Source organism: Enterobacter cloacae complex sp. 277I4 (assembly GCF_050031465.1).
GTDB classification, from domain to species: domain Bacteria; phylum Pseudomonadota; class Gammaproteobacteria; order Enterobacterales; family Enterobacteriaceae; genus Enterobacter; species Enterobacter cloacae.
In genome coordinates, this window is record NZ_JBLGWC010000002.1 from 147,697 (window position 1) to 173,044 (window position 25,348).

Sequence of the window (25,348 nt, forward strand, 5' to 3'; positions counted from 1 at the left end):
TGTACAGAAAGGTGCTGCCCGGAAAGCAGCACCTTTCTGTCTGTCAGAGCACCAGCTGGATTTCTGGTGGAGGAGGGGGAAGGGTATCAGTTCCGTTATTGATCCCCGCGCTTGTGCTGCCGGAAGACACGCTGGCCGATACCCATTTAAAGAAACCTGCAAACGCGGTTGAATCTAGCGTCTCCAGAGACACAACCTTATCGGTGAGCTGTTTTAAGTGCTCATGGCCTGCTTTAGGACCAACGGCGCAGGCAATGATGGATCCGAATCCCCGGCCGCGAATCGCTTTTACCGCTTCACCGTACGCCAGGGCATCAGAAGGGGTTCCATCAGTCATCAGGAATACCAGAGGACGCCAGTCTCCTTTTGTATCACCATCTGAGCGACGTACATCCCGTTCAACACACTGCATCAGACATTCAAGGGCAGCACCGGTGAACGTCCCGCCTGCGCTTGGCACAACGATATCAGAAAACTGGAAGTCTTCCAGCGGCGTGAGAGGAATGAACTCACGCGCCCCATTGTCATAGGTGATAATGGAGATATGAACGCTTTCGAGGGCGTAGGGATCCTGGCGAAGAGCGCTAAGCATCGCCTGAATTCCAACGTTAACGGAATGGATGGACTCACCGCGCATCGAGCCGGATGTGTCGATAACAAGGTAAACAGGCAGGCGGCGCATCACATGTAATTCCTCAGGTGCGAGACAAACGAATCTGATTCTGAAGGCTCACCAATTGCCCTGAGTTTCCAGCCTGTAGCCTCGCGTATCAGCTCGGCAAAAACCATGGAGCGCTGGCTGGCGAAGGCGGGTCCGCCAGAAAGATCGAATCGTGCCATTTCAATATTACGGGCATCTACTGCCCGGATGAAGGCATTCTGAACTTTACCAAAGTGCTGCTGGAGCTTTTCACCATTGTAGATCTGAACGATGAACACAATTTTCTCGTACTGAGCGTCAAGGGAATTCAGGCGCACAATAATTTGCTCATCGTCACCGTCACCGGCTCCGGTTCGGTTATCGCCCGTCAGCCAGATATTTCCTGACTTATGGCGAAGGCTGTTGAAAAAGATGATATCGCCATTCACAAGCGTTGGTTTACCATTTTCCACATTGCCGAGATCGGTCACCTTTCCGGCTGAATTACACAGGAAAGCGATCACATCAAGGTCGTATTCTTCTTCTTTTTTACCAAAGATCCCGCCGAGGAAACCTTTCTTTTCCTCATTAATATCCCAACCCAGGCCGATAGTAACGGACGAGAGATCGTATTCATTTTTTTTCAGGCTTACGCCCTGGCCTTTGCTCAGACTGACAGACATGACATCCCCTTAATTAATAAAATTATAAGACCACGTTTACTTCTGGCGGCGGCGGTGGCAGGTCTTCAAGACCGATCACTTCTTTTTTGCTGGACTCCACTTTCTGACTGCCTACCGAAATGCTCGCACTGACCCATTTAAAGAAAGCTTTAATCGTCGAACTGTCAGCTGTATCGAGCTGAACCACGATTTCAGTGATTTCTTTGAGGACGCTGGTATCGGCATCATGCCCGGCTGCACATGCCACAACAACGCCGGTTCTGGCCGCTTTAAAGTCATTCAGGCCTTTACGCCAGTCATCATTCGGACTTCCATCCGTCATCAGGAATACAAGGGGACGCCAGTCACCTTTAGTGTCAGCCGTCGTTTTCTGTACTTCTTTGGCAATGGAGCTGGCCGTCAGGGTAAGCGCTTCGCCAAGAGAGGTGGTGCCGCTGGCTGTTAGTGCTGGCATCTGGAAACTCAGGAGGTCTGTCAGGGGGACTGCCTGTCGGGCTGAAGAATCAAAGGTGATCACTGACACGTAAGCCGTTTCGAGTGCATACGGATCCTGTTTCAGCGTGGTAAGCAGCGTCTGAACGCCATTCTTAACCGCTTCGATAGGCTCTCCGTGCATAGAGCCGGACGTGTCGAGTAGCAGATATACGGGTAAGCGTCTCAAATGTAATTCCTTCTTAAGAGATCGGAAGAGGAGAGTAGTTTCAGGAAGAGGCCAGAGTTTGTAGATTTGATAAAACGGCACGACATCTGTCGGGTGGAGATTAAATACTCAGAAGCGGCATTAAAGAAATAAGTTAACCACCATTGAATTACCGACATGTGAATGGCCTCTTATCAGAGAAAAAAATTCAGACCGTACTGGAATATAAGATTTCTGAAAAAAACTCCGGCAAAAATAAACTTTCTTATGTATGAAAATCATCATACATCACAGATCTGCATGAATGGAGTGTAAATCGCCCAAAGATTGATGTGTAGCACAAGAGGATGTCAAGACACCAGGTTTTGTAGGCAGAAAGGCGCTGCTGACATTGCGGGAGGAGAATAGATCAAAACTCCGTCACGCAGATACAGAGGTGAAATATGACAAAACCGGGGTTTTCACCCCGGTCTGAGATTTAGCGTCAGGACTTTTTAGCGCTGTATTCTTTTATCAGTTCATCAACGGAGTGCAGAGCCAGCTTCTCTACCGCTTCACTTCGGGTCGAGCCACTCAGCGCAGCCAGACGGTCAATTTTTCTTAAAATCCGCATGCGTAGCGATAATGACACGGCTGTTTTTTTATCCTTATCGAGTACGACCTTCCCTGTGGACTCACCGGTTTTCAGTTCAGCATTCTGTGCGAGCGCTTCATTCATCCGGCGAAGGGTCTTTTTATCCAGCTGGCCCGGATTAACGAGATGGTATGAATGACCTGCCTTGCTGTATTTGATCTCCGCAGAATATGACTCGCGTAGCTCTTTGAGTGCCCGGGTTAATGTCGGCTCTGAGCATTCCAGACTGGTTATAATGTTGGCAGCGGAAACGGGCTTGCCGGTGCCCAGTAAGTTGGCAAGCTTAAAAATCCGGGCCTGTCTGGTATTTAATTGCATCGTAAGATTTAGCCTGCTTAAAGGGTTAGTGGTTCAATAGGCTGAAAAATGAAGGTACTGCTCATCTTTCGAATAACCGGGTGATCGCCTAACGCTTCAACCGGATCAATGTGTTCTAAGCCTGCAAAATTTACTGACGACATCTGGCTGCGACTGCATTTGCAGGACAGGATATACTCATCCTCCAGATAGCCGGTCCGCTTACTGACCCGTTGCGTAAAGCCTGACACAATCACGTTGTCGAACGGTAGCGTATGTAAAACGATACCGACCAGGCGGAACAAGCAGCCATGGACGTGGCGGGCATAGTTTTCGCGTACGGCTTTTTGCGTCATGGCTTTTTCCGTCAGCTCCGTGCCCCGGGCATTAACGCCGTAAATCTTATCAGGGAAATCTTCAATCTCAGCTAAATCAACATCCAGCAGGACTGCTGATAGCTCCGGCTTTACTTCAAATGCAACAAGCGTTTCACGCGGCCATTCAGTTTCTGCCAGCACACCCGCCAGGTATGATTCGAAAAACGCGGCGTCTGTCCGGAACTGCTGCCGGGCATCTGCCTGAGCCGTGGCGAGCCGTTTTTCATGTTCTTCAGCCTCAAACTTCCAGTTTGCATACTGTTCGGCCCAGGCCGTCCGTTGTTGCTGGTACCGGTGCTGTCGAAGGGTATTCTCACGCTCCACATCAATCAGCTCCTGCTGCCACCGGCGAAGATTTTCGGCGTGGCGCTCAGCTTTAGCTGATTCCGATTCAAACCATTTACCCAGAAAACTAATGCCTTCGCTCTCGGCAGGCTTTTCCGGCAATGCAAGATAGTCTGGCTTTTCTGGACGCACCGGTGCCGGAACCTGAAAAGGCGACGTTCTGTTATGCAGGTATACTGCTTCCAGCTCTGCCCAGCTGATGCCTGTTTTGGGATCCGGCGTCAGCTCGTGAATATTACGGATTGCGGTCACCGCTGACATGAGATCAGCGGCTTCCTGCTCAAGCGCCTGTCTGAGCCCCGGGTCGGTAGCCGTCCGGTTCCCACCTCCGGAACGCGCGGCCCGGTCAAGCCGGGTACGGTAACTCAGCCCGGTACCGGGCAAGCCCAGATTGGCATAGGTCCCCCGGCTTCCAAAAGAAACGGAAGCACCTCTCGGCCCGACACTCAGGCTCGGTGCACCGTTACTCAGGTTGAGGCGAACACCAGGAATAATGTTGATCGACTTTCTGAACCTGAACCCCATTATGATTTCCTTAATGATGCTGGGTCACGGTAAGTAATCTGATTCCATCAGCGCTTTGCTCGTTCTGTAACCCATAAAAACGAGCTCTGTCCAGAATGCCAGCCGCCCAGCGGCGATGTGTGGCGGGTTCACACATTGCTCCCTGCGACTTAAACACGGCCTGGGTCGAGTTCAGGATCCGCAGAGCGTCAGAATGCTCACCCTGAGTGACCATCAGCGCGTTTTGAATGACCTCTATCTGACCCGGGTGAATGGCCGTTTTCCCAACAAGCCCATGTGCCATATCAAGAGCCAGCTCTCTGGCCATTACGGCATGATCGTCAATATGCTCACATACGGGCGCGGTCAGGGCAAAATCACGCGGGCCGAAGACCGAAACGAGCATTTTGATGACGTAGCCCATCGGGCTGTCATACAGCGTCAGGTCCCGGGGACGGCGAAGCGACACAACGTTCATAAGATCGTTGCCGCCGATTCGAAGCGCAATAATGCGGTCGTGGCAGGGATGTTCCACCAGACGGGTGGCCAGCTCCCGCATCTGAACCACGTCAAAGACGTCTTCTGTTTCCAGCGTTGGCATCATGCACAGGTGAGTCCCGCCCATGATATCCCACCATTCAGCTAACGAACTGAGGGTAAATTTCGGCAACACAAACCCGTCGACAGCGGAAAGATCATAATGCGCTTTTAACCATCTGCCCATGTCGGCATGCCGGGGGCGAATGAACACCAGAGGCCAGTCATTTTTACCCAGGCTACGCATGCTGTTACTGAGCTCGTGCAGCAGGTGCTCCAGATTTTTGAGGGCGATGGGGATGTCTGCTTCACTGACAGCATCCTCAAGGCAAATTACCAGAGAGCGCAAACCCGGGATTTTCCCATGCAGGACGGCATCAGCAATATCTTCCCGTGTTGCAGGCATGTATAGCGTGGCTCCCAGATTCCAGGGAGAAAGACGATTTTTCATCAGAGTACCTTCTTGATAATGGTTACAGCCCGATACTGGCCGAGGGTTCCCCCCATTTCTGTAACAACTATTCCCTTTTCACGAGCAAGCCCTACAAGCAAGGCAACGTCCGGGTCGTCAATAGAACGCACAAATATATGGTCCGGTACCCGACGCAATACAGCCCGGGTTGCTTCAGCAATACCGGGTTTAATACGATTGACGCTGTCCACTTTAAATTCATCGGCCAGGAACGCGATAACGTCGCGACTTGTCTGCCATAAGATCCGGGCTGACTCCGTATTCCAGCTCAGGGGAGCGAGGGATGTCGGTGTTAACTTCTTACGGAAATGAGCGACGGTATCGACAAGCATCCGGCTGCATTCGAATTCACTGAGATGCTCGCAAACCATGCACCCATGTAATCCTTCAGAGGACCATACTGACCGGGAGATCAGACCTGATACCGGCGCACCCATGATGCCAAAAGGAATGAGCCAGTCATCATCACTTGCTGCAAGCCAGGAACAGCCACAGGGATCGGCCAGGACAACCAGTCGCGGCTGCTCAGGATAGCCCGGGCGATCTTTCAGTGCGCGTACAAGCTCTCCGGTAATTGCGCCTTTACCTGTCCATCCGTCAACAAAGACAATACCGCTGGTACCATGCCGCTCTTCAATGACGTCGAGTGCTGCACCGTCAATTCCACGATCCCGGATGATGCTGATGCCGTAATGCCATGAGGTTTTCCCCATGTCACGCAGGGCCTGGTGCAGCATAACGCCGAGCGGTACGCCAGCTCTGACAAGACTGGCCAGTACAATGGGCTCATCACCGAAGCGTTCGGCCAGAGAAATAGCGAGCTGTGTGACTTCTTTTGCAAGCCTCTCTGCGCCCCGATCCAGCGCCCGGTGAAACAAATCAAGATGCCATTGTGTTGGTGCTGGCTCCTGGCTGAGCATGTCTGAATAATGTTTCTTCCCGGACTGAATCAGCTCTTCTTTTTGATCAACCGGCGTCATCTCAATGACAACCGGCTTTAGCAGAAATTCCACGTCACCGGGCTGGTATGAGCCGGTAAATGTTTCATGTGGCTGCATTTTAATTTTCTCCAAAAATTCGCTGTGAAATGGCATCTGCAAACTGACTCTGACGCGGGATGCCAAACCAGCTGCACAGTTTCATAAAACGATGATCGCTCAGGCTGTCGCCCAGACCAATTACGGGGAAAACGCCGCGTTCAGCCCGAAGTTTTTCAAGCAGCCAGCTGACGGCCAGCCCTTTCTCAACCGGGGTGGGTAGCCAGGCCACGTTATTACTGTTGCGGTGGATGTAGAAGCCCTCGGTCGGAAACACCGTTTCTATCTCATCTGCAATGGCATTGAGCTCGTCAAGGCGGGTGCTGTCGCGGTGTTTCATCACCATATAAACCGCCGTTTCACCGTATTCGAAGTTCAGTCTTGCCCAGGCATTAATCCCTTTTGCGTCCATCATTTCAGTGATCAGTCGCTGCATCGATGTCAGCTTTTCCTGATAGGGAGCCAGCTGGCCGAGCATATGGGCCTTCCACTCCTCGTCGGGGTTGCCTTCAGGCGTGAGAATGACGGCCCCGTGCGTGGTGATTGCCCAGGAGTGGAAAGGGATCCGTACGCGGCTGATTTCTTCAGTTCCCCGTGCGGTAACGGGAATGAGTTCAGCCTGCTCCAGAAGCCAGTCCACTAACATGGACTGTTCTTCCGTCATAAAGCTTCGTGGATTCAGGGTACGATCAACGGCACCGGTACGGAATGGCTCCAGGGCCAGCTCGTCCACCATTTTACGACGGGTCTGAAAGAGCGTGTCGTCAAGGTCGCTCAGAACAACGGGTTTATTCATAGGTAACAATCTCCACGACGGGCGCAACCTCAGCCAGCGCCTTAAGAAGCTGCGCGTCAATACTTTCTGCGGGTGTCTCAGTACACACAAGAATGCGGTCAAACTGCTGGTGGGCGACGTTATAGACAAAATTGGGGATGCCCAGCCCGTAGTTATCCGTAAAGGAAATGGCGGACTCAATGGCATAACCAACGGCGATAGGGGAGCGGGTAGTCGAACCGTAAAATGCCTTTGCCCCGGCAGCTTCGAGCCGTTCTGCAAGCAGGAACGGCTCCCAGACGAATTCCCCTGTCCCGAGAACCAGAACACGCTCCCCTTTGCGGACGGAAACCTCATGGCCGAGATCGGCCGCAGGTGCGAGCATCCCCAGTCGACCCCATGACTGTTTCCCCTGGATGTCCCATTCTCCGCGTGAAGTTACGTTGACTTTTGGCATGTCCGGGACCGGTGCATCTGGTAATGTGGTCCATCCCCACTGACCGCTTACAAGAGAAACAGAAGTGACGGGTAAGGTGCTGCGCTCGGACAAGGCTTTGCCACTCCAGTCGGTAAGCGTAACGGCGATAACCTGTTCAATATGTTGAAGCTTGCCGGTATTACGCAGGGCAGAAAGCAGGTTAATAAAGGTATTACCGGTGGTTGCCTCGTCATCAATCAAAACCAGCGTTCGCGCGTTGGTAACACGACGTCTTTTCTCTTCATCATCTGGCAGATAGATCAGATGATCAGTGGCGTGGCTGTGTTCTTCCTTGAACTCGCAAAGCAACGTGCCATCAACCGGGTGACGGGTAGAGGTCAGATATACAGATTCACGATGCTGGTGGCGCACTTCATCAAACACACCGGCCCCAAGCCCAACGGCGGTTTCAGCCATACCGATAAACAGTACGGGCCCTGTTAGCGTTGAGGGGAACTGGCTGGCAAGCTGTCTGTAGGCCTGCCGCATGACTGAGGGTGGCACGGGAATGTGCCTGCCGAGTACTTTGCTGACAAACAGAAAGGCGCGTTTCGGGTTACGTCTTTCAGCGATATCAAACAGGTCATCGAGCGAAACTTCACCCTGATCGCGGATTACCTGAATCGTACCGCATGAGAGGGTACGGCGATAAATCATATCTTCGAGGTTATCAGACATAAACACGCCTTAATTCAAAAGGTTAGAGAGTGATTCCGGGTATGCAATTACATCCGTAATGGATCTCACCGCAACCGGAGAAAAGGTGTTTTTAGCGCTCTGGCGCACCATATCTTCAGACATCAGACCGAGCTTAAAGGCAGCAAATAACCCAGGAAGGTTCACCCCGCTGTGAAGGGTATAACCCACCCCCCCTGACGGACGCATGTTGGTTTCAAGCAGCACCGGGTTGCCATTCACATCGTTTCGCGTCTGAACATTCACCAGCCCGTCGGCCTTCATAACCCGGGCGCAGTCACACGCCAGTTCCCAGGCGCTACCTTCGTTTACCAGATACTGGATAGCCCCTTCCTTACGGCGTCCCACGGCTGCGAGTATTTCGCCCTTATCCGCGAGGATATCGACGGAAAATTCCGGGCCTGGCAGGTACGGCATCAAAACAAGGGGTTTAAACGACTCAGCAGCTGATGCTGCTGCAATATACTGTTGCGGACTGACCAGACGATGTTCGGGATGATTAAAGACGGCCATAGGCGAAGCACTGTCATCAAAGCGCCAGAATCCCATGCCATAGATACCCGTCACCGGCTTCACGCATACCGGGCTGTCAGTGAACGGCGGGGACGCGAGGTGTGTCTTTAATTCTGCCAGCGTATTCACCCGCCAGGATGGTACAACCGGGAGTCCCTTTTGCTCCATAAACTGAGCAAAAGTAACTTTTTCGTCAGCCAGAGTTAACCAGTCGACGCTCGTTGCACCGGTAGTAAGGGTGGCACCGGTCGATTCAATGTCTGAACGGTGTTCTTCAAACCACTGGCTGTTACGGCCAGCATGAATATGGTGGATGCCGTAGGTCTGAATGGTTTCCTGAATAAACTGGAGACGTTTTTGAGGATCTTCAGGTTCAGTCAAAGAATAATCGGCAACGGAAAGGATTTCATTTCTTTCGTTACGGTGGGAGGCAAAAACGGTAATGGCAAAATTATTTTTTTGTGCAAATGATTTTACCCCCTGAATAATATCTCGCTGGGAGGATAAACCTTCCATAAACCAAATTTTCTTGTTCATTTTTTTTAATTATCCGGAACGCCATGCAAATTTATGATTGAGAAGTGAGTCTATGAGTGTCTAAGCTACATGTCAATCATAATATGATTAATAACTTCTGTGGTTATGGAGTGAGTCAGTATTTTTTGGATTCCCGATAAAGTATTGATATTTAAATTAAACATAGAAAATTAACACCCTGAAAAGATTTTCTTTTTGTGTTTTTACAGAAAACTACCAAAATTTCCCTTGTCAGAGAACTTCATCATGATATGATTTTCTTCGTCAGTTAATAAACAACCCTTTGATTGTCTCGGTCATTACCATTTTAAGGAATAAAACATGGTTTCATTAGTTAAGAACCAGACGGTATCACTCAGCAAAGAATCATCTGCATTAAGCCAGCTTCATTTCGGTCTCGGTTGGGATCCGGTTAAGAAAAAAGGTCTTCTTGGAGGATTGTTTGGAGGCAACGACTCAATCGATCTCGATGCTGGCTGCGTATTAATGGACAGCACCGGTAAAACAATTGACACCATCTGGTTCCGCAAACTGGAATCCACCTGCGGCGCTGTTGTGCACAGTGGCGATAACCTGACCGGTGAGGGTGACGGTGACGATGAAGTGATTAAGGTCAACCTCTCCCGACTGCCTGCAAACGTTGAATACCTGGCGTTTACGGTAAACAGCTTCCGTGGTCAGTCGTTCAATGACGTCGAAAACGCGTTCTGCCGCGTTGTCGATCAAACCGGCAAAGAGCTGGCTCGCTACAAGCTGACTGAGCAGGGCTCACATACCGGGATCGTTATTTCTTCGCTGCGCCGTAATAACGGCAACTGGGACTTTACCGCCCTTGGCCATGCCTGTCGCGGCCGCACAATTGACGATATGCACTCCGATATCGTTTCAGCGGTTATTCGCTAATGAACCTGACGCCGGGGGGCAATGCCCCCGTTCCAGCCCAGGAGTTGCGGGTCCGGATCACCTCGGGCGGCCAGGTGGATGCTTCGGCGTTTCGCCTGTATGCCGACGGGAAGGTGCAGGGTGATGCGGACATGGTGTTTTATGGTCAGCCACGTAACGATGATGGTACCGTCAGCCTGGTCAGTGAAGGCCAGTACTCAACCTTTACTGTCGCGCTCAACCGGCTGAAACCTGATGTCCAGAAAATTGCGTTCACCGTGACCTGTGACGGTGGGCAGACGGTGTCCGGTCTTCGTAATCTTTCCATCGACGTGGAGCAAGGGGCTACCGGCCTGGTTAGCGGCAGTGTCGAACTGAGCGGCCGTCAGGAAGCAGCCTTAATTCTGGGTGAATTTTACCGTCGTAATAATGACTGGAAATTCCGCTTCGTTGCGCAGGGGTTCAACGGTGGACTTAAACCGCTGGCAGAGCATTTCGGCGTAAATATTGCCGACGAACCGGCTCCCGCAGCCCCGACTCCTCCGGTTGTAACCCCTCCGCCAGTTGAGACAAAAATCAGCCTGAGCAAGGTATCGCTGACAAAAGAGAAGCCTGCAATCAGCCTGACCAAACGGGATAACTTCGGTGAAATCCGGATCAACCTGAACTGGCACCGGGGCAGCGGCAAATCAGGCTTTGCAGGCATGTTCGGCTCCAAAGGAATCGACCTGGATCTGGGGGCCTTTGTTGAGCTTCAGGACGGGTATAAATCGGTCATTCAGGCGCTCGGTAATGCATTCGGTAATTATCGCGATGAACCGTATGTTCAGCTCAAGGGCGATGACCGGACGGGTGATGTATCAGACGGCGAGTGGCTGCATATCAATGGACGTGAATGGAAGCATATCCGCGAAGTGCTGATTTACGCCTTTATTTATGAAGGTGTTCCCAGCTGGGACAAGACTGATGGTGTGGTCACCATTCATGTGCCGGATCAACCGCCCATTGAGACCCGCCTGACCGAAGGTGAAAACCGTCGCACATTGTGCGCCATTGCCAGACTCGTAAACGAAAACGGCGCAATTAAAGTCGAGCGAATTAACCAGTACTTCAAAGGCCAGGACGAAATGGACCGGGCATTTGGCTGGGGATTTCGCTGGAGCGCCGGTTCTAAATAACACAGCAACAAAGGAAACAGGTATGAGCTTTTTCGACAAGGTAAAAGGTGCCATTAACTCTGGCCGGGACGAACTGACCCGCCAGGTTGGTCGTTTCAAAAACAAAAAATTTATGCACGGCACCGTTGCTGTATGTGCCCGTATTGCCGTATCGAGTGACGGCGTGAGTTCGGAAGAAAAGCAGAAAATGATGGGCTTTCTTCGCTCTTCAGAAGAGCTGAAGGTCTTCGATACCAATGAGGTGATCGAGTTCTTCAATAAACTGGTTTCAAGCTTCGATTTCGATGTTGAAATCGGCAAGGGCGAAACCATGAAATACATCCTGGCGCTGAAAGATCAGCCTGAGGCCGCTCAGCTGGCCTTACGTGTTGGTATTGCCGTTGCGAAAAGTGACGGTAACTTCGATCAGGACGAGAAACTGGCCTCCCGCGAGATCGCTATCGCGTTGGGCTTCGACCCGGCTGAATTTGGCCTCTGATCCACATCCCTAAGGGTAAAATATGGTTTCCACACACATCGGCTTCCCGACTGAAACGGTCATTGTTTTCATTGCGCTTTCAGTCGGTGCCATCTTTATTGACCTGTTTATGCACCGTGATGACAAGCCCATTTCCCTGAAGAGTGCGGCGCTCTGGTCCGTATTCTGGGTTGTGGTTGCGATGGCATTTGCCGGTTTCCTCTACATCCACCACGGTGCTGAGGTTGCCAGCCTGTTTGTAACGGGTTATGCGCTGGAGAAAGTGCTGTCGGTCGACAACCTGTTTGTCATGATGGCCATCTTCTCCTGGTTCGCCGTTCCTGATCGTTACCGCCACCGTGTTCTCTACTGGGGGATCATTGGTGCCATCGTCTTCAGGGGCATCTTTGTCGCCATCGGTACGAGCCTGCTGAGTCTGGGGCCGTATGTTGAAGTTGTCTTCGCTATCATCGTCGCCTGGACGGCGGTCATGATGCTTAAAAGCGGTGATGACGATGATGAAATTGAGGATTATTCCCAGCATCTGGCTTACCGCATGGTTAAACGCTTCTTCCCTATCTGGCCGAAGCTCAGAGGTCATGCTTTCCTGCTTAACCAGAAGGAAGTGGATGCCGAACTGGCGAAACCAGAAAACAGCGATGTCACCATTGGCCGTGGTAAAAAGGCGGCGCTGTATGCGACCCCTCTGTTCCTGTGTGTGGCCGTGGTTGAACTCTCGGATGTTATGTTTGCGTTTGACTCGGTACCGGCAATCATTGCCGTCAGTCGTGAACCGCTTATCGTCTATAGTGCCATGATGTTTGCTATCCTGGGCCTGCGTACTCTGTACTTTGTCCTTGAAGCACTGAAACAGTACCTGGTTCATCTGGAGAAGGCCGTTATCGTGCTGCTGTTCTTCATCGCGGCAAAACTGGGCCTGAATGCGACCGATCACATTTGGCATCATGGTTACAGCATCGCGGCGACAACCAGCCTGTATGTTGTACTGGGTGTTTTGGCGCTGGGCATTCTCGCAAGCGTCATGTTCCCGGGCAAACCTGAATCTGAGGAAAAGGGGAGCTGATCCCCTGAAGTGTTAACCTGAACAATTACTAATCGAAGAGGTTATTTTATGAGTGTTTCTCTTTCCAAAGGCGGGAACGTCTCCCTGAGTAAAGCAGCTCCGTCAATGAAAAACGTCCTGGTGGGCCTTGGCTGGGATGCGCGTTCAACAGACGGTCAGGACTTTGACCTGGATGCTTCAGCATTCCTGCTGGCCGCAAATGGCAAAGTGCGCGGCGATTCAGATTTCATCTTCTATAACAACCTGACGTCATCTGACGGTTCCGTAACCCATACCGGTGATAACCGTACCGGTGAAGGTGATGGTGATGATGAATCGCTGAAAATTAAACTGGACGCCGTCCCGTCTGATGTTGACAAGATCATCTTCGTTGTCACTATCCATGATGCTCAGGCTCGTCGCCAGAGCTTTGGTCAGGTATCCGGTGCGTTTATTCGCCTGGTCAATGACGATAACCAGACTGAAGTCGCTCGCTACGATCTGACCGAAGATGCGTCCACTGAGACTGCCATGCTGTTCGGCGAGCTGTATCGCCACAATGGTGAGTGGAAATTCCGCGCAGTGGGCCAGGGTTATGCTGGTGGTCTGGCATCTGTATGTGCTCAGTACGGCATTAACGCGTCCTGATCGAAAAGTAACTTTTCACCCGGGGCTGTTAATGCAGCCCTCATTCAACTGTTTGCAGGAGCTAAAAATGGCAGTTTCTCTCGTAAAAGGCGGCAACGTATCTCTGACCAAAGAAGCACCAACCATGAATATCGCTATGGTTGGCCTCGGCTGGGATGCCCGTGTAACTGACGGTCAGGCTTTTGACCTGGACGCTTCCGTGTTCGCAGTAGGCGAAGACGGTAAAGTGCTGTCAGATGCGCATTTCATTTTCTTCAATAACAAAACCAGCCCTGATGGCGCGGTAGAGCACCAGGGCGACAACCGTACCGGTGAAGGCGACGGTGACGATGAGCAGGTCAAAATCGATCTGACCAAAGTCTCAGCAGATATCAAAAAACTGGTGTTTGCCGTTACCATCTATGATGCAGAAGCGCGTAAACAAAACTTCGGCATGGTGAGCAACAGCTTCATGCGCGTTTACAACAACGACAACGGCACGGAAATTGCCCGTTTCGATCTGTCTGAAGATGCCTCAACCGAAACCGCTATGGTCTTCGGTGAACTGTATCGTCATGGCGCTGAGTGGAAGTTTAAAGCTGTCGGTCAGGGCTTTGCCGGTGGCCTGGCGGCTCTTGCCTCCCAGCACGGCGTTAACATCTAAAACAACGCTGAATCATACCCCGGCAATGCCGGGGTTTTTTTTGGTTGCGATCCGCTTTCAGGAGGGAGTAGTAGAAAGGGGACTGGAAATTTCAGAAAGCAGGTCATGTTAATTCAGACCTGAGCCTTTTAAAGGCAGGAAACGGATTTATCTCTGGTTGCTGGTTAAAGCCGGTATTCCGTGCCTTTTATCAACAGAATGCCCCTCTGATATATGTTACTTTTGCGGTTTATGAAGGAACGGGATCTGGAACATAAGATACCCGGTCAATCAAAATTCCAGTTCAACAGGTATAGAAACTTCAGCGTGATGAAATATGGTGTCACACCATATATACGCCTCACCAGAAATCCAGCGTCCTGAACTAAGCCTGGGGAACATATATAAGCGCTGCGCTTTAAAAATAATCAAAAATCAGGAGAGTTAATGTGAATCTACAATCCGGACAAAACATACCGCTTCAGCAATCTGCGATCAGGCTGAATCTTCAGTACCCTGCCAAATCCGGCTTTAAAGGCGAACCCGATACCTGCCTCTTCCTGCTTAATGCTCAGGGAAAGGTAACCGGCGATTCTGACTTTATCTTTTACAATAATCTGTCTTCTCCTGAAGGGGCAGTAAAGCTCGTTACCGGTTCTCAGCAGTCCAGCATTGAGATAGCACTGGATCGTGTTCCTGCGAACATCAGTAAAATTGCAATCACAGTTGTCATTGATGGTGAAGATACCATCAGTGGGCTCAGTTCGTTGAGCATGCAGGCTCAAGGAATCGCTGAGTTCCAGGCTGAGACTCAGGGCCGCAGTGAGAAAGCAATTATCCTGGGTGAAGTATATCGGCACAATGGCGCCTGGAAGCTTCGTGCGCTCGGGCAGGGTTTCAACGGTGGTCTTGAGCCTCTGGCCATTAGCTATGGCGTTGATGTCGCACAGCCAGCTCCGCAGCCAGCAAAGCCTGCTCGTATCAGTCTGGAAAAGAAACTGGAAACCAGATCTCCGCGCCTTGTAAGCCTCGCTAAAAAAGCCTCGGTCAGTCTTACTAAAAATAAACTGGACACCCTTGAGGCAGCGGTTGCATTTGTACTTGACGCATCCGGCTCAATGAGTGGCCAGTTCAGTAAGGGTAACGTTCAGTCTGTGCTGGACCGCATCGCCGTTCTTGCCGCCCAGTTCGACGACGACGGTGAAATGGATGTCTGGGGATTTGGAGAGAAGCATAAGAAGTATCCAAACGTCACACTGGACAACCTGGACACATATATTCAGTCCATTCGCGGGGCTGGAAAGCGTTCAGCCTGGGAGAACCTGCCGGGCCTCGGAGGGACAAACAACGAGCCTCCTGTGATGGAAGAAATAGTCGACTACTTTAAGGACTCGAAAATCCCGGTGTATGTTGTATTTATTACCGATGGCGGGATCAGCAAGACCCGGGCGATTAAAGATGCAATCCGGCGTTCTGCCAACTACCCCATCTTCTGGAAGTTTGTCGGCCTGGGTGGTTCAAGCTACGGTATCCTCAAAAATCTGGATGACTTTACTGACCGCCGGGTTGATAACACCCACTTCTTTGCCATGGATGATTTCGGTTCGATTAGCGATGAAAAGTTATATGATAATCTACTGGAAGAATTCAGACCGTGGATCGATGAAACAAAAAGGTTAGGCATCCTTTAATACGCACAGTTTGAGCTTGGTTGAATGAGCTCTACAGCAGCTTAATACTGTAGAGCCTTTGTTCATTGGAAATCGTACAGGGAGGCGCATATGGACCGCATCAAGTACCTGAAATGGATAGCTGAAGAATCACCAAGTACGGCTCAGCAGCTGGTGGCCTGGTTAAACAGAGCAAGGCACTATACGCCCGACATGAAAGAGCATCAGGCAGGTGTACAGATTCAAGAAAAGGGGATTGTTGTAGGGCTTAGACAAAGTACTAATCGTTATCATGGAGATTGTCTGACCATACATGTGGTACGGCTTCCGGAAGAAATACAAAACAAGGGATGGTTTAAGTCTTTTCTGAAGCTTTGCTGTGAATCGAATCCCTGGTGCGATGTTGTAATAGAAGACGTGAAAAACCCATATTTATTAAGCTTTTGTAAGAAACTAAACTTTACTGTATTAGATGAATTTTACCCGAATACTTACATAGTAAACACAGATGCCATTATGAGTTTACCTATCCCACCCTTAGGGAGATACGAAACCTATCTTTATTAAACCTGCGAACCTTTACCGGTTGCGTGGGGAGCGGATGGACTTCGGCTAAAGAAAAATCACATCGTCTATTTTGACCAGAAAAAGCTAATCTGCTTGATGTAATGCAGAAACGCATTACATTAATATCTTCTCCCAACAATCACCTGAACAATTCCCTGATTGCTTTTCACCTCATACCAGTGCTGGCTCATAGTTAGTCCTTAAGCAAATTTGTTATCGGAATAAAGAACGAAGCCAGCCTCATCGAGGCGCATAACCTTCTTCCCTTAACGCCTGTTGTAATTTTTCAATTGCGCTTTTCATTACCCAGGCTTCTTCGTCACTCACAGCACAGCCACGAAGATCGCTCCAGCTCAGACGTTTAACTAATTGAGCAAGGGCCATAGTTTCATTCTCATCAAGCTGCAAACTCAGTGTCTCAATACCTTCCACTATCTAACCTCCCTTATACTGAAAAATGGCGCTTTATTTCTGACCAGATGCCGAAGCCTTGAATGCGGCCGGAACTGCCGTTGTTTCTACTTTACAGAAATGGAATTAAAAAGTGGTGGTGCTGGGCACGTTTCTTTTCCAGTCGGGGTTTAAGCCAGAGCCGAAACTCATTCAACTTCTCAGCAGCCAAAACCGCTTCAACGGGGAAAACTTTATATTTACCCTGCTGCTGAGGTTCACCCAACCATCGCCTGATGGCTCCGTCAGTCCATAAACGAGTCTCTTTGAGCCTGGTTACAGTGACCCATTTCCTGGACCATTCATCAAATTGTCGCTGGCGATCCCGATAACGTTGTTCTTCCTGCTGACGAAGCCAGTCGCGATCAACAGCGAATTTTCGGTATCCAACAAAGAGCCCTTGTACTTTGGCCATGACAACATTCCGGTTTGCTTAGAACTGTTCAGACAGACATGTCAGGGATAAAGCTGAAGAAAAAGGTACAACGAAGAATAACCAAGACATAGGCCTGCCGGGTAAGTGGTGCGGTGCACAGGACTGTCGGAAAGTACGCTCAGAGAGGGTCGTTTAAGCATGATGCACCACCGCCAGCCAGCCTTAATAATGGTAATGTACCACTGGGTTACCAGACAGACCAGTAACGCATCAAACATAAAACTGTTTTTTAAAAAACGTCAGGAACGTAGCCTGACCTTTTAACCAGTGGTGTAAAAAACATACAGATTGCTCTGAGGTATGAGGTTCAGCAACTAGCCTTGTCGACGCAGAAACATTAAGTAATCAATAGCAGCTATCGCAAACAATGGTGAAAACCACCACGTGCTTTTCAACAAGCCAAGCGGCAGAAAGAGTACAGTTGCCATCGAATAAACAAAAACACGAACCATACCATCTGTAATAAACATAGGCTATTTGCAATCTGAGGTTGGATTGTAGATTTTAGTTAGAAATGGATCAAAGTCCGTTTTGTGCAAAACTTGGTTGACAACCCTCTTTTGGAAGATGTGCCGTTTCGTGCAAAAGTTGGTTGGAGGCCAAGATGGCAGAGTTCGTAGGTTCGGCTGCTTCGCAAGCTGATTTCATTTGGAAGAACGCGGAAGACCTGTGGGGGGGGATTTCAAGCATACCGACTTCGGCAAGATCATTTTGCCGTTTACTCTGCTGCGTCGATTGGAGTGCGCACTGGAGTCTACACGGGAAGCATCGCTCGATAGCCAACCAGCCACGATTGAGTTCTTAGAAGCAGAGTTCAGTGTTGATTTCGATGCGCTGCTATCTTGACCGCCAATCAGACCCGCATGGTTCAGGTTTGTGTATGAGAGTCCCCAAATGGCTGTAGTTCTAACCAAAGCCTTGATTGAAGCCGGCCGCGCCGGAAATAGTGGGTACAGAAAAGGCAGTTGCTTGCGCTGGGCGTAAGTTACCCGCCGAAAAGCGGCTGGATCGAACGACTGATCGGCACTGAGGTATCTGACGAGCAGTACGAACGCTTTCTGGGGCACAGCACGAGCAAGCAGGCTGAACAGATCCTACGCGGAGAGCAGCCAGCCAAGGGGCTTCAGTATGCAAAGCGAGCGAAGAAGCTCGCTTCTGAAAGAAAAGCCACAATTGATCTGGATAACGAGCACCTGTCTGAAATCGAAAAGTATCGGTAGCCCTAGACTTTTAGCCGCTGAAGATCTCTTAGATACCATTGGTGAAACTTGCTGAAGTCAGCCTTCTGTTTCTCTACCGTGCTGTTATAGATCGCATCACTGGTAACCGCACAAGCAGTCCAGCCAGCCTCATAGACGAAGCGAGTAGCTATCGGTGACTTCTTCGGGGTGCTATCCCAGCGGTTTTTGAGCCACCGCGCAAGCCCTTCATCAAGAGGGACCACCAGATTTAGCTGCTGTTTTGTGCGAGTGATACCGACATAAAACAGCCGACGTTCCTCCTCGATTTCCTCTTCGGCCGGAGGGGTGTTCATCGATGTGCGAACGCTGTAAACATCATCGGGTTTGCCGCCAGGAAATTCCTGCTCATTCAGCCCGATCAGGGGTCGTCTCAGAAAACGGAATCTATGGTCACTCCCGTTTTTGCAACACCGATTTTGACGACAAGTTGGCTTGCTTGAATCTATCCGGCGTCTGAATGGGATTTTATTCCCGCGCCTTGATGAGTTCCGCGCCTGATGAACCTCCAGAAAATATACGGCTTCAATGAGCCTTTCCGTTTTACAGGTTCCTCAACAGGCCGGTGGGCCGTTAGTATCATCAATATCAGTATTCGCAAAACCAGATCAGTAATTCTTTAAACCGGTGTATTTCTGCCGTTATGCTACATAAGTTTGCTGTCGTGCCGTTAGGGCCCAGGCTATTCTGGCCAGCTTGTTTGCCAGAGCACAAGTGACGACAAAGTTGCTTTTCCGGCACAGTAAATCCCTGACCCAATCGGCCAATTTGCCAGACTGGTGTTCCAGTTTTTGTATGAATACCCTGGCACATTGAACCAACAAAGTTCGGATCTTTTTATTACCTCGCTTACTAATTCCCAGCAATGTCGTCCTACCTCCCGTGCTGTACTGCCGAGGTACAAGCCCTGTTGCCGCCGCAAAGTCACGGCTGCTGGCGTACTGCTTCCCGTCGCCAATCTCAGTTGAAATAGTACTCGCTGTCAGTGTTCCGACGCAGGGAATGCTCAGCAAGCGCTGTCCAACCTCATCTTCGTCCAACTTTCGTTTCAACTGGGATTCCAAATCTTTAATCTGCTCAACAAGATAGTGATAATGCTGTTGTAATTTCAGCAATAACTGGCTGAGGTAAAGAGGCAAACTATTATCCTCAAGAATGGTACTCAGTCGGCTAATAACGGCAGCTCCTCGGGGAACGCTAATGCCAAATTCCAGCAGAAAAGCATGCATTTGATTGGTTGTTTTTACCTTATCCTGAACCAGGGATTCACGGACACGATGCAGAGCCCGCATTGCCTGCTGAGATTCCGTTCTGGGCTGCACAAAACGCATAGACGGACGCGATGCAGCTTCACAAATAGCTTCGGCGTCGACAAAGTCGTTTTTATTGCTTTTAACGAACGGGCGGACAAATTGTGGTGATATCAGCTTTGGGGAATGCCCCAACTCTTCCAACTTGCGTGCCATAAAGTGAGAACCGCCACAGGCTTCCATTGCGATGGTTGTAGCGGGGCATGTCGCCAAAAATTCGATCAACTTTGGCCGGGTAAATTTTTTACGGTAAACAGCCTTCCCGCGACGATCCTGGCAATGAATATGGAAAGAGTTTTTACCCAGATCGATACCAATGAGCGCAATGTTTTCCATGATAGTTCTCCGAATGAAAGCCTGTCCTCAGCATAGTACCGGGAAGGAGGGAGTGACCATCTCATTAAATAAAGCACGCTAAGCCGGTTGCAGCGGCCGTAGCGGCCTGAACTTGCCCGCGCCGATCTTGGCGCTGCTGCGCCAGAGGTAATCGCCGGTCAGGTTGATGTGCTCCCAGCCGAGCGGCGACAGGTACTGCAACAGGCCGTCATCGACGGCTTGACCGTGGCCACGCAAGGCGTTCGCGGCCCGCTCCAGATAGACCGTGTTCCATAGCACGATGGCCGCCGTCACCAGGTTGAGGCCGCTGGCCCGGTAGCGCTGCTGCTCGAAGCTGCGGTCGCGGATTTCCCCCAGGCGGTTGAAGAACACGGCGCGGGCCAGCGCGTTGCGCGCCTCGCCTTTGTTCAGCCCGGCATGCACGCGGCGGCGCAGCTCGACGCTTTGCAGCCAGTCCAGGATGAACAGTGTGCGCTCGATGCGTCCCAGCTCACGCAGGGCGACGGCCAGGCCGTTCTGGCGCGGGTAGCTGCCAAGCTTCCTGAGCATCAGCGAGGCCGTCGCCGTGCCCTGCTTGATCGAGGTGGCCATCCGCAGGATTTCATCCCAATGGGCGCGGACGTGCTTGATGTTGAGCGTGCCGCCGATCATCGGTTTCAACGCCTCGTAGGTGGCATCGCCCTTCGGGATGTAGAGCTTGGTGTCGCCCAGGTCACGAATGCGCGGGGCGAAGCGGAAGCCCAGCAGGTGCATCAACGCGAAGACGTGGTCCGTGAACCCTGCCGTGTCGGTGTAGTGCTCCTCGATCCGCAGGTCGGATTCGTGATACAGCAGGCCGTCGAGCACGTAGGTCGAGTCGCGCACGCCGACGTTCACGACCTTGGTGTGGAACGGCGCGTACTGGTCGGAGATATGGGTGTAGAACGTCCGCCCTGGGCTGCTGCCGTATTTCGGATTGATGTGGCCGGTGCTCTCGGCCTTGCTGCCGGTGCGGAAGTTCTGGCCGTCCGACGATGACGTGGTGCCGTCGCCCCAATGCTCGGCGAAGGGATGTCGGAACTGCGCGTTGACCAGCTCGGCCAGTGCCGCCCCGTAGGTTTCGTCGCGGATGTGCCAGGCTTGCAGCCAGGCCAGCTTGGCGTAGGTCGTGCCGGGGCACGATTCCGCCATCTTGGTCAGGCCCAGGTTGATCGCGTCGGCGAGGATCGTGGTCAGCAACAGGTTTTTGTCCTTGGCCAGGTCGCCTGACTTCAGGTGGGCGAAGTGCCGGGTGAAGCCCGTCCATTCGTCTACCTCCAGCAGCAATTCGGTGATCTTGACGTGCGGTAGGATCATCGCCGTCTGGTCGATCAGGGCCTGTGCGGTATCGGGCACCGCCGCATCGAGCGGCGTGATCTTCAGGCCCGACTCCGTGATGATGGCGTCCGGCAGCTCGTTGGCCAGCGCCATGCGGTTGACGGTGGCGAGCTGCGTTTCCAGCAGCGTCAGCCGGTCATGCAGGTACTGGTCGCAATCGGTGGCCACGGCCAGCGGCAATTCGCTGGCCTGCTTGAGGCTGGCGAATTTCGCGGGCGGCACCAGGTAGTCCTCGAAGTCCTTGAACTGGCGCGAGCCTTGCACCCAGATGTCGCCGGAGCGCAGCGCGTTCTTCAGCTCCGACAGCGCGCACAGTTCGTAGTAGCGCCGGTCGATGCCGGTGTCGGTCATCACCAGCTTCTGCCAGGGGGAACCGCAGAATTCGGAAAAAATCGTACGCTAAGCTAACGGTGTTCTCGTGACAGCTCTTTGACTAAATAGCTGTTCCGAATAGTAGATCACCGGAGGAAGGGAACTCAGTCCAGTTTGTGCGATCTGATTAGTCGCTAAACAAAACAAGCCACACCCAAAGGACTGAGTTGATGCCTATCCTACCACCTCTGCCACGACCACAACGGCGCCGCATTCACAAAATCATCCATGCCACCCGTGATAAAGGACATGCTCGTCGCTTGATGGCCATCTTGCTGTTACATGAAGGACGCACGATCACCGATGTTCATCACCTTACCGGCGCTGCGCGCTCGACCATCGGTTGTTGGCTTCGGTGGTATCGAGATGAAGGCATAGATGCGCTAGAAGCCTTACCGGCTGGCCGTGCCCCAGTCTTACCTATCGCCAAGATTGTCACCTTACTGGTGCTGCTCATGCAGTTTTCTCCGCAAGATTTTGGTTATCAGCGCAGCCGTTGGTGTACTGAACTATTGGCTATAAAAATCAATCGGTTAACAGGGCTCAATGTGGCAGCCTCCACGCTCCGCCGATGGTTACCTCGTATGGGCATTGTCTGGCGCAGGCCCGTGCCGACCTTGCGGATAAAAGACCCAGCCTATCAGGAAAAAATGGCGAATATCGACGCCGCGCTGGCCCGCTGTGATGCCGATAATCCGGTGTTTTATGAGGATGAAGTCGATATAGACCTCAATCCCAAATTAGGAGCCGACTGGATGTTCAGAGCGCAGCAAAAGCGGGTTGTCACACCGGGGCAGAATGCCAAGCATTATCTGGCAGGCGTTCTCCACGCAGGCAACGGAAGGGTGCTTTACGTCAGCGGGATCAAGAAAAACTCATCGCTGTTTATTGCCATGCTGGAAAAGCTGCGCCACCACTACCGACGAGCCAAAACCATCACGTTGATCCTCGATAACTACATCATTCACAAAAGCAAACAGACCGAGCGATGGTTGAAGAAGAATCCCAAGTTCTGCCTGGTGTTCCAGCCAGTTTACAGCCCTTGGGTTAATCACATAGAACGGCTATGGCACAAGTTACATGAAACCATCACGCGCAATCATCAATGCAGAGGGATGGCAAACCTGCTGGCCCGAGTGAAACACTTCATGGATACCGTGTCTCCTTTCCCGGGGAATGGCTATGGCACAGCGAAGGTGTAGCACTATTGGGATCAGTTATTTAGCATAGATCCAGGGCGAGATCGTGAACATTTTGTTAAAAATTAAAAATAGTTTTTTGCCTACAAAACAAATACTTATAGGCCTGTGATATGCAGTTAACTTTATAGTCAGGATCGCCTTCACACTTTTTAATCGTCACTGCACGTCATTTCAGCTCAAAAAATGCGCATGAAATCCAAAAAATGATAATTTCCATGATTTCCATAGTTAACAATTTGCTCACATCCTCACCCTGAAATTTGACCTGGTGATCCGGCTGTGATCTCATGCTCCTTTTCAGGAGTGCTCTCATGTCTATTGATGCCGTTTTCGCTCAGTTCTTCGACAATATTCACGACCCTCGCCAGCATGCCAAGATTTATTATCCCTTCTACGATGTCCTGTTTCTCACCGTCTGTGCCGTGATCGGCGGGGCTGAGGGCTGGGAAGATATTGAGGATTTCGGCGAGGTTCATCTTCCCTGGTTTCAATCCAAGGGACTGTTTAAAAACGGCATTCCTGTCCATGACACCATTGCCAGGATCATCTCCGGCATCAAACCAGAGCCGTTTCAGGCCGCCTTTGTGCGGTGGACTCAAGCCATTAACCAGCACACCGATGGCGCCCTGGTCGCTATCGATGGCAAAACCCTGCGCAGTTCCTATGACCGTGAGGATCGAACGTCGACCATTCACATGGTCAGTGCCTATGCCGCCGCCAATAAGCTGGTGCTCGGACAGATAAAAACCGACGCCAAGTCCAATGAAATTACCGCTATTCCCGAGTTGCTGGCGCTGCTCGACATCAAAGGCTGCCTGGTATCCATCGATGCGATGGGGTGCCAGACCGAGATCGCCGAGACCATCCTTCAGCAAGGTGGCGATTACTTATTGGCCGTCAAAGGCAACCAACCCAAGTTGTTCGAGGCGGTTCGACAGGCCCTCGCCCCGCTGGCGGCCACCCCGTTATGCGCAGAGACGATGACGCTTGAGAAGGCTCATGGCCGCATCGATGGTCGTGAGTACCATGTCATGGCGGCGGGCGAGTTGGCCGCCCAGTTTCCTCATTGGAAACAGTTGCACAGCATTGGCGTGGCCATCTCCTATCGCGTTGAAAATATGCAAAAAATTACCATAGAGCAGCGTTATTTCATCAGTTCCAAAGCGTTGGTGCAGGATGAGTTTGCGCGAGCGGTGCGTGGGCACTGGGCCATCGAAAATAGCCTGCACTGGGTGCTGGACGTCACGATGGGCGAGGATGATTGCCCGATTTATCGCGGTGATGCCGCAGAGATTTTGGCGTGCATCCGGCACATGGGGCTGAACATGCTCAGGGCCGAGACTTCACGCAAGGCGAGCGTAAGACGGAAGCAAAAAATCGCAGGAATGAGCAGTGAATATCTGGAAACGGTACTCAATGCGGGTCTCAAAAAACTGGGTGAAATTTAACAAAATGTTCACGCTCTCACCCTGACATAGCCCCTACGTAAACTGTCTAATAAGTCACATTATACGAACTATTGAGCATGTTATATCTATTTTACATGCTGTAAATTCAGTTCCATTAGTAAATAGATAAAAACCAAGGAGGCTTTATGAAAAATAAATAATGTGATCGTTGCCGGAGGGTGTTTTTGGAGTCTCGAAGACCTCCTTAGAAATCAGGACGGCGTGACGTCAACGAAGGTGTGTAGTGGCACTGAAATGGCGACTGCGCAAGACGTGAAGATGAGCTGTCTGATAGCAACGGATTATCAAGCAGAACCTTCTTAAATACAATTTATTCCACGCCAATACAGCGTGCTGTCTTTCAAATCACTAGGAGAAATTTATGTCACGTTTGAACACCCCTACCACAATCGACGCCGCGCCTACTGCTACCCATACCTCACTCAAGGCTGTGGAAAAACAACTGGGCCGCGTTCCTAACATGTTCCGCGTCGTTGCCAACAGCCCTGCTGCGCTGACTGGCTACCTGCAATTGAGCGCAGCATCAGCACAGGGCGGCTTGGGTACAGCGACTCTTGAGCGTATTGCCCTAGCCGTCGCTGAGATCAACGGCTGCGATTATTGCCTTGCTGGCCATTCCTTCCTAGGCCGTAAGGTGGCCAAGCTTGATGATGCTGAACTCACTGCCAACCGCAGCGGTGCATCAAATGACCCTAAGGCCGACGCAGCCGTGCGTTTTGCTGCCGCCGTAGTCCGCCAGCGCGGGCAAGTCAGCAATGACCAGGTCCAAGCGGTGCTGAACGCTGGCTACAGTGATGCACATGTAGTGGATATTCTGTTGGCTGTTGCCCTGAACACTTTCACTAACTACGTTAACGAAGTGACACAGACCGAGGTCGACTTCCCGGCCGTTCAACCACTAGGCATTGATGTCTAATCCATTGGTGC

At 51.3% G+C, this 25,348-nt stretch carries 27 protein-coding genes and 2 pseudogenes; 14 read left to right on the forward strand and 15 right to left on the reverse strand.

Annotated elements, in window-relative coordinates:
- Positions 1 to 43: 43 nt before the first annotated feature.
- The 10 genes from ACQG19_RS25745 to ACQG19_RS25790 all read right to left on the reverse strand — a co-directional run bounded on the left by ACQG19_RS25745 (position 44) and on the right by ACQG19_RS25790 (position 9,165).
- Entirely contained in the window at positions 44 to 682 is a 639-nt protein-coding gene (locus ACQG19_RS25745; protein ID WP_013087240.1) for a vWA domain-containing protein, read from the reverse strand.
- Positions 682 to 1,323, reverse strand: coding sequence for a TerD family protein (locus ACQG19_RS25750; RefSeq protein WP_000116681.1), 642 nt, complete (start codon positions 1,321 to 1,323; stop codon positions 682 to 684). Before ACQG19_RS25750 ends, ACQG19_RS25745 begins: the two co-directional genes overlap by 1 nt.
- Before the next feature lie 22 nt (positions 1,324 to 1,345).
- Positions 1,346 to 1,984, reverse strand: a complete 639-nt coding sequence (locus ACQG19_RS25755; RefSeq protein WP_001388628.1) for a vWA domain-containing protein — start codon at positions 1,982 to 1,984, stop codon at positions 1,346 to 1,348.
- A 463-nt stretch (positions 1,985 to 2,447) separates the two neighbouring features.
- On the reverse strand, positions 2,448 to 2,915 hold the full coding sequence (gene terW, locus ACQG19_RS25760; protein WP_246932916.1) for a tellurium resistance protein TerW: 468 nt from the start codon (positions 2,913 to 2,915) through the stop codon (positions 2,448 to 2,450).
- A 17-nt stretch (positions 2,916 to 2,932) separates the two neighbouring features.
- Positions 2,933 to 4,141 carry a DUF4236 domain-containing protein gene (locus ACQG19_RS25765; protein ID WP_426726002.1) on the reverse strand — a complete coding sequence of 403 codons (1,209 nt, stop codon included), beginning with the start codon at positions 4,139 to 4,141 and terminating at the stop codon, positions 2,933 to 2,935.
- Between the two features lie 10 nt (positions 4,142 to 4,151).
- Entirely contained in the window at positions 4,152 to 5,108 is a 957-nt protein-coding gene (locus ACQG19_RS25770; protein WP_000797363.1) for an HpcH/HpaI aldolase/citrate lyase family protein, read from the reverse strand.
- Positions 5,108 to 6,187 (reverse strand): cysteine protease StiP family protein, encoded by a 1,080-nt coding sequence (locus ACQG19_RS25775; protein ID WP_001182415.1) that lies wholly within the window; start codon positions 6,185 to 6,187, stop codon positions 5,108 to 5,110. The genes ACQG19_RS25770 and ACQG19_RS25775 overlap by 1 nt, the downstream gene beginning before the upstream one ends.
- A 1-nt stretch (position 6,188) precedes the next feature.
- Complete coding sequence (locus ACQG19_RS25780) at positions 6,189 to 6,962, reverse strand: hypothetical protein (protein WP_001040062.1); 774 nt, start codon at positions 6,960 to 6,962, stop codon at positions 6,189 to 6,191.
- Positions 6,955 to 8,097: a phosphoribosyltransferase domain-containing protein gene (locus ACQG19_RS25785; protein ID WP_001282603.1), complete on the reverse strand. Its 1,143-nt coding sequence runs from the start codon at positions 8,095 to 8,097 to the stop codon at positions 6,955 to 6,957. The genes ACQG19_RS25780 and ACQG19_RS25785 overlap by 8 nt, the downstream gene beginning before the upstream one ends.
- A 9-nt stretch (positions 8,098 to 8,106) precedes the next feature.
- Positions 8,107 to 9,165: an ATP-grasp domain-containing protein gene (locus ACQG19_RS25790; protein ID WP_058654142.1), complete on the reverse strand. Its 1,059-nt coding sequence runs from the start codon at positions 9,163 to 9,165 to the stop codon at positions 8,107 to 8,109.
- Between the two features lie 321 nt (positions 9,166 to 9,486).
- On the opposite strand from ACQG19_RS25790, the gene ACQG19_RS25795 reads away from it, so the two are divergent.
- The 8 genes from ACQG19_RS25795 (at position 9,487) to ACQG19_RS25830 (ending at position 16,252) form a co-directional block, all read left to right on the forward strand.
- The gene (locus tag ACQG19_RS25795) at positions 9,487 to 10,068 is read left to right on the forward strand and encodes a TerD family protein (RefSeq protein ID WP_000254136.1); all 582 of its coding nucleotides are present in this window, start codon (positions 9,487 to 9,489) and stop codon (positions 10,066 to 10,068) included.
- Entirely contained in the window at positions 10,068 to 11,225 is a 1,158-nt protein-coding gene (locus tag ACQG19_RS25800; RefSeq protein ID WP_001054787.1) for a TerD family protein, read from the forward strand. Before ACQG19_RS25795 ends, ACQG19_RS25800 begins: the two co-directional genes overlap by 1 nt.
- 22 nt (positions 11,226 to 11,247) lie before the next feature.
- Entirely contained in the window at positions 11,248 to 11,703 is a 456-nt protein-coding gene (locus ACQG19_RS25805) for a tellurite resistance TerB family protein (protein ID WP_000007448.1), read from the forward strand.
- A gap of 22 nt (positions 11,704 to 11,725) precedes the next feature.
- The gene (gene terC / locus ACQG19_RS25810; protein ID WP_000255079.1) at positions 11,726 to 12,766 is read left to right on the forward strand and encodes a tellurium resistance membrane protein TerC; all 1,041 of its coding nucleotides are present in this window, start codon (positions 11,726 to 11,728) and stop codon (positions 12,764 to 12,766) included.
- Between the two features lie 48 nt (positions 12,767 to 12,814).
- Entirely contained in the window at positions 12,815 to 13,393 is a 579-nt protein-coding gene (gene terD, locus ACQG19_RS25815; RefSeq protein ID WP_000116677.1) for a tellurium resistance membrane protein TerD, read from the forward strand.
- A 67-nt stretch (positions 13,394 to 13,460) separates the two neighbouring features.
- The gene (locus ACQG19_RS25820) at positions 13,461 to 14,036 is read left to right on the forward strand and encodes a TerD family protein (RefSeq protein WP_000301242.1); all 576 of its coding nucleotides are present in this window, start codon (positions 13,461 to 13,463) and stop codon (positions 14,034 to 14,036) included.
- A gap of 428 nt (positions 14,037 to 14,464) precedes the next feature.
- Entirely contained in the window at positions 14,465 to 15,706 is a 1,242-nt protein-coding gene (locus tag ACQG19_RS25825; RefSeq protein ID WP_340003301.1) for a vWA domain-containing protein, read from the forward strand.
- A gap of 90 nt (positions 15,707 to 15,796) precedes the next feature.
- A complete protein-coding gene (locus ACQG19_RS25830) occupies positions 15,797 to 16,252 on the forward strand; it encodes a hypothetical protein (RefSeq protein ID WP_000374058.1) in 456 nt (151 codons plus the stop codon).
- Positions 16,253 to 16,492: 240 nt separating this feature from the next.
- On the opposite strand, the gene ACQG19_RS25835 is transcribed toward ACQG19_RS25830, so the two are convergent.
- Together ACQG19_RS25835 and ACQG19_RS25840 are read right to left on the reverse strand one after the other, a co-directional pair.
- A complete protein-coding gene (locus ACQG19_RS25835; protein WP_000398479.1) occupies positions 16,493 to 16,684 on the reverse strand; it encodes a DUF7706 family protein in 192 nt (63 codons plus the stop codon).
- 91 nt (positions 16,685 to 16,775) lie between these two features.
- The gene (locus ACQG19_RS25840; RefSeq protein ID WP_001151572.1) at positions 16,776 to 17,117 is read right to left on the reverse strand and encodes a hypothetical protein; all 342 of its coding nucleotides are present in this window, start codon (positions 17,115 to 17,117) and stop codon (positions 16,776 to 16,778) included.
- Between the two features lie 625 nt (positions 17,118 to 17,742).
- Between ACQG19_RS25840 and ACQG19_RS25845 the strand changes: the two are divergent.
- Both ACQG19_RS25845 and ACQG19_RS25850 read left to right on the forward strand, forming a co-directional pair.
- Positions 17,743 to 17,963 (forward strand): annotated as a pseudogene (locus ACQG19_RS25845) (type I restriction-modification system subunit M N-terminal domain-containing protein); the annotation flags it as partial.
- Between the two features lie 140 nt (positions 17,964 to 18,103).
- Positions 18,104 to 18,358, forward strand: a complete 255-nt coding sequence (locus ACQG19_RS25850) for a hypothetical protein (RefSeq protein WP_000880375.1) — start codon at positions 18,104 to 18,106, stop codon at positions 18,356 to 18,358.
- Between the two features lie 2 nt (positions 18,359 to 18,360).
- Here the strand turns inward: ACQG19_RS25850 and ACQG19_RS25855 are convergent, their stop codons facing one another.
- The 3 genes and pseudogenes from ACQG19_RS25855 to ACQG19_RS25865 form a co-directional block, all read right to left on the reverse strand.
- On the reverse strand, positions 18,361 to 18,906 hold the full coding sequence (locus ACQG19_RS25855) for a 3'-5' exonuclease (protein ID WP_306307854.1): 546 nt from the start codon (positions 18,904 to 18,906) through the stop codon (positions 18,361 to 18,363).
- Positions 18,907 to 19,017: 111 nt separating this feature from the next.
- Positions 19,018 to 20,022 carry an IS110-like element IS4321 family transposase gene (locus ACQG19_RS25860; protein ID WP_000427623.1) on the reverse strand — a complete coding sequence of 335 codons (1,005 nt, stop codon included), beginning with the start codon at positions 20,020 to 20,022 and terminating at the stop codon, positions 19,018 to 19,020.
- A gap of 78 nt (positions 20,023 to 20,100) precedes the next feature.
- Positions 20,101 to 21,750 (reverse strand): annotated as a pseudogene (locus ACQG19_RS25865) (Tn3-like element ISPa38 family transposase); the annotation flags it as partial.
- A gap of 170 nt (positions 21,751 to 21,920) precedes the next feature.
- On the opposite strand from ACQG19_RS25865, the gene ACQG19_RS25870 reads away from it, so the two are divergent.
- From ACQG19_RS25870 to ACQG19_RS25885, 4 genes are all read left to right on the forward strand, one after another.
- A complete protein-coding gene (locus tag ACQG19_RS25870) occupies positions 21,921 to 22,952 on the forward strand; it encodes an IS630-like element ISAhy2 family transposase (protein WP_094935932.1) in 1,032 nt (343 codons plus the stop codon).
- Positions 22,953 to 23,263: 311 nt separating this feature from the next.
- Positions 23,264 to 24,400: an ISAs1-like element ISAs12 family transposase gene (locus ACQG19_RS25875; RefSeq protein WP_021141311.1), complete on the forward strand. Its 1,137-nt coding sequence runs from the start codon at positions 23,264 to 23,266 to the stop codon at positions 24,398 to 24,400.
- Positions 24,401 to 24,562: 162 nt separating this feature from the next.
- Entirely contained in the window at positions 24,563 to 24,724 is a 162-nt protein-coding gene (locus ACQG19_RS25880) for a peptide-methionine (S)-S-oxide reductase (RefSeq protein ID WP_223290059.1), read from the forward strand.
- A 58-nt stretch (positions 24,725 to 24,782) separates the two neighbouring features.
- Entirely contained in the window at positions 24,783 to 25,337 is a 555-nt protein-coding gene (locus tag ACQG19_RS25885) for a carboxymuconolactone decarboxylase family protein (protein ID WP_011711655.1), read from the forward strand.
- Positions 25,338 to 25,348: the final 11 nt, after the last annotated feature.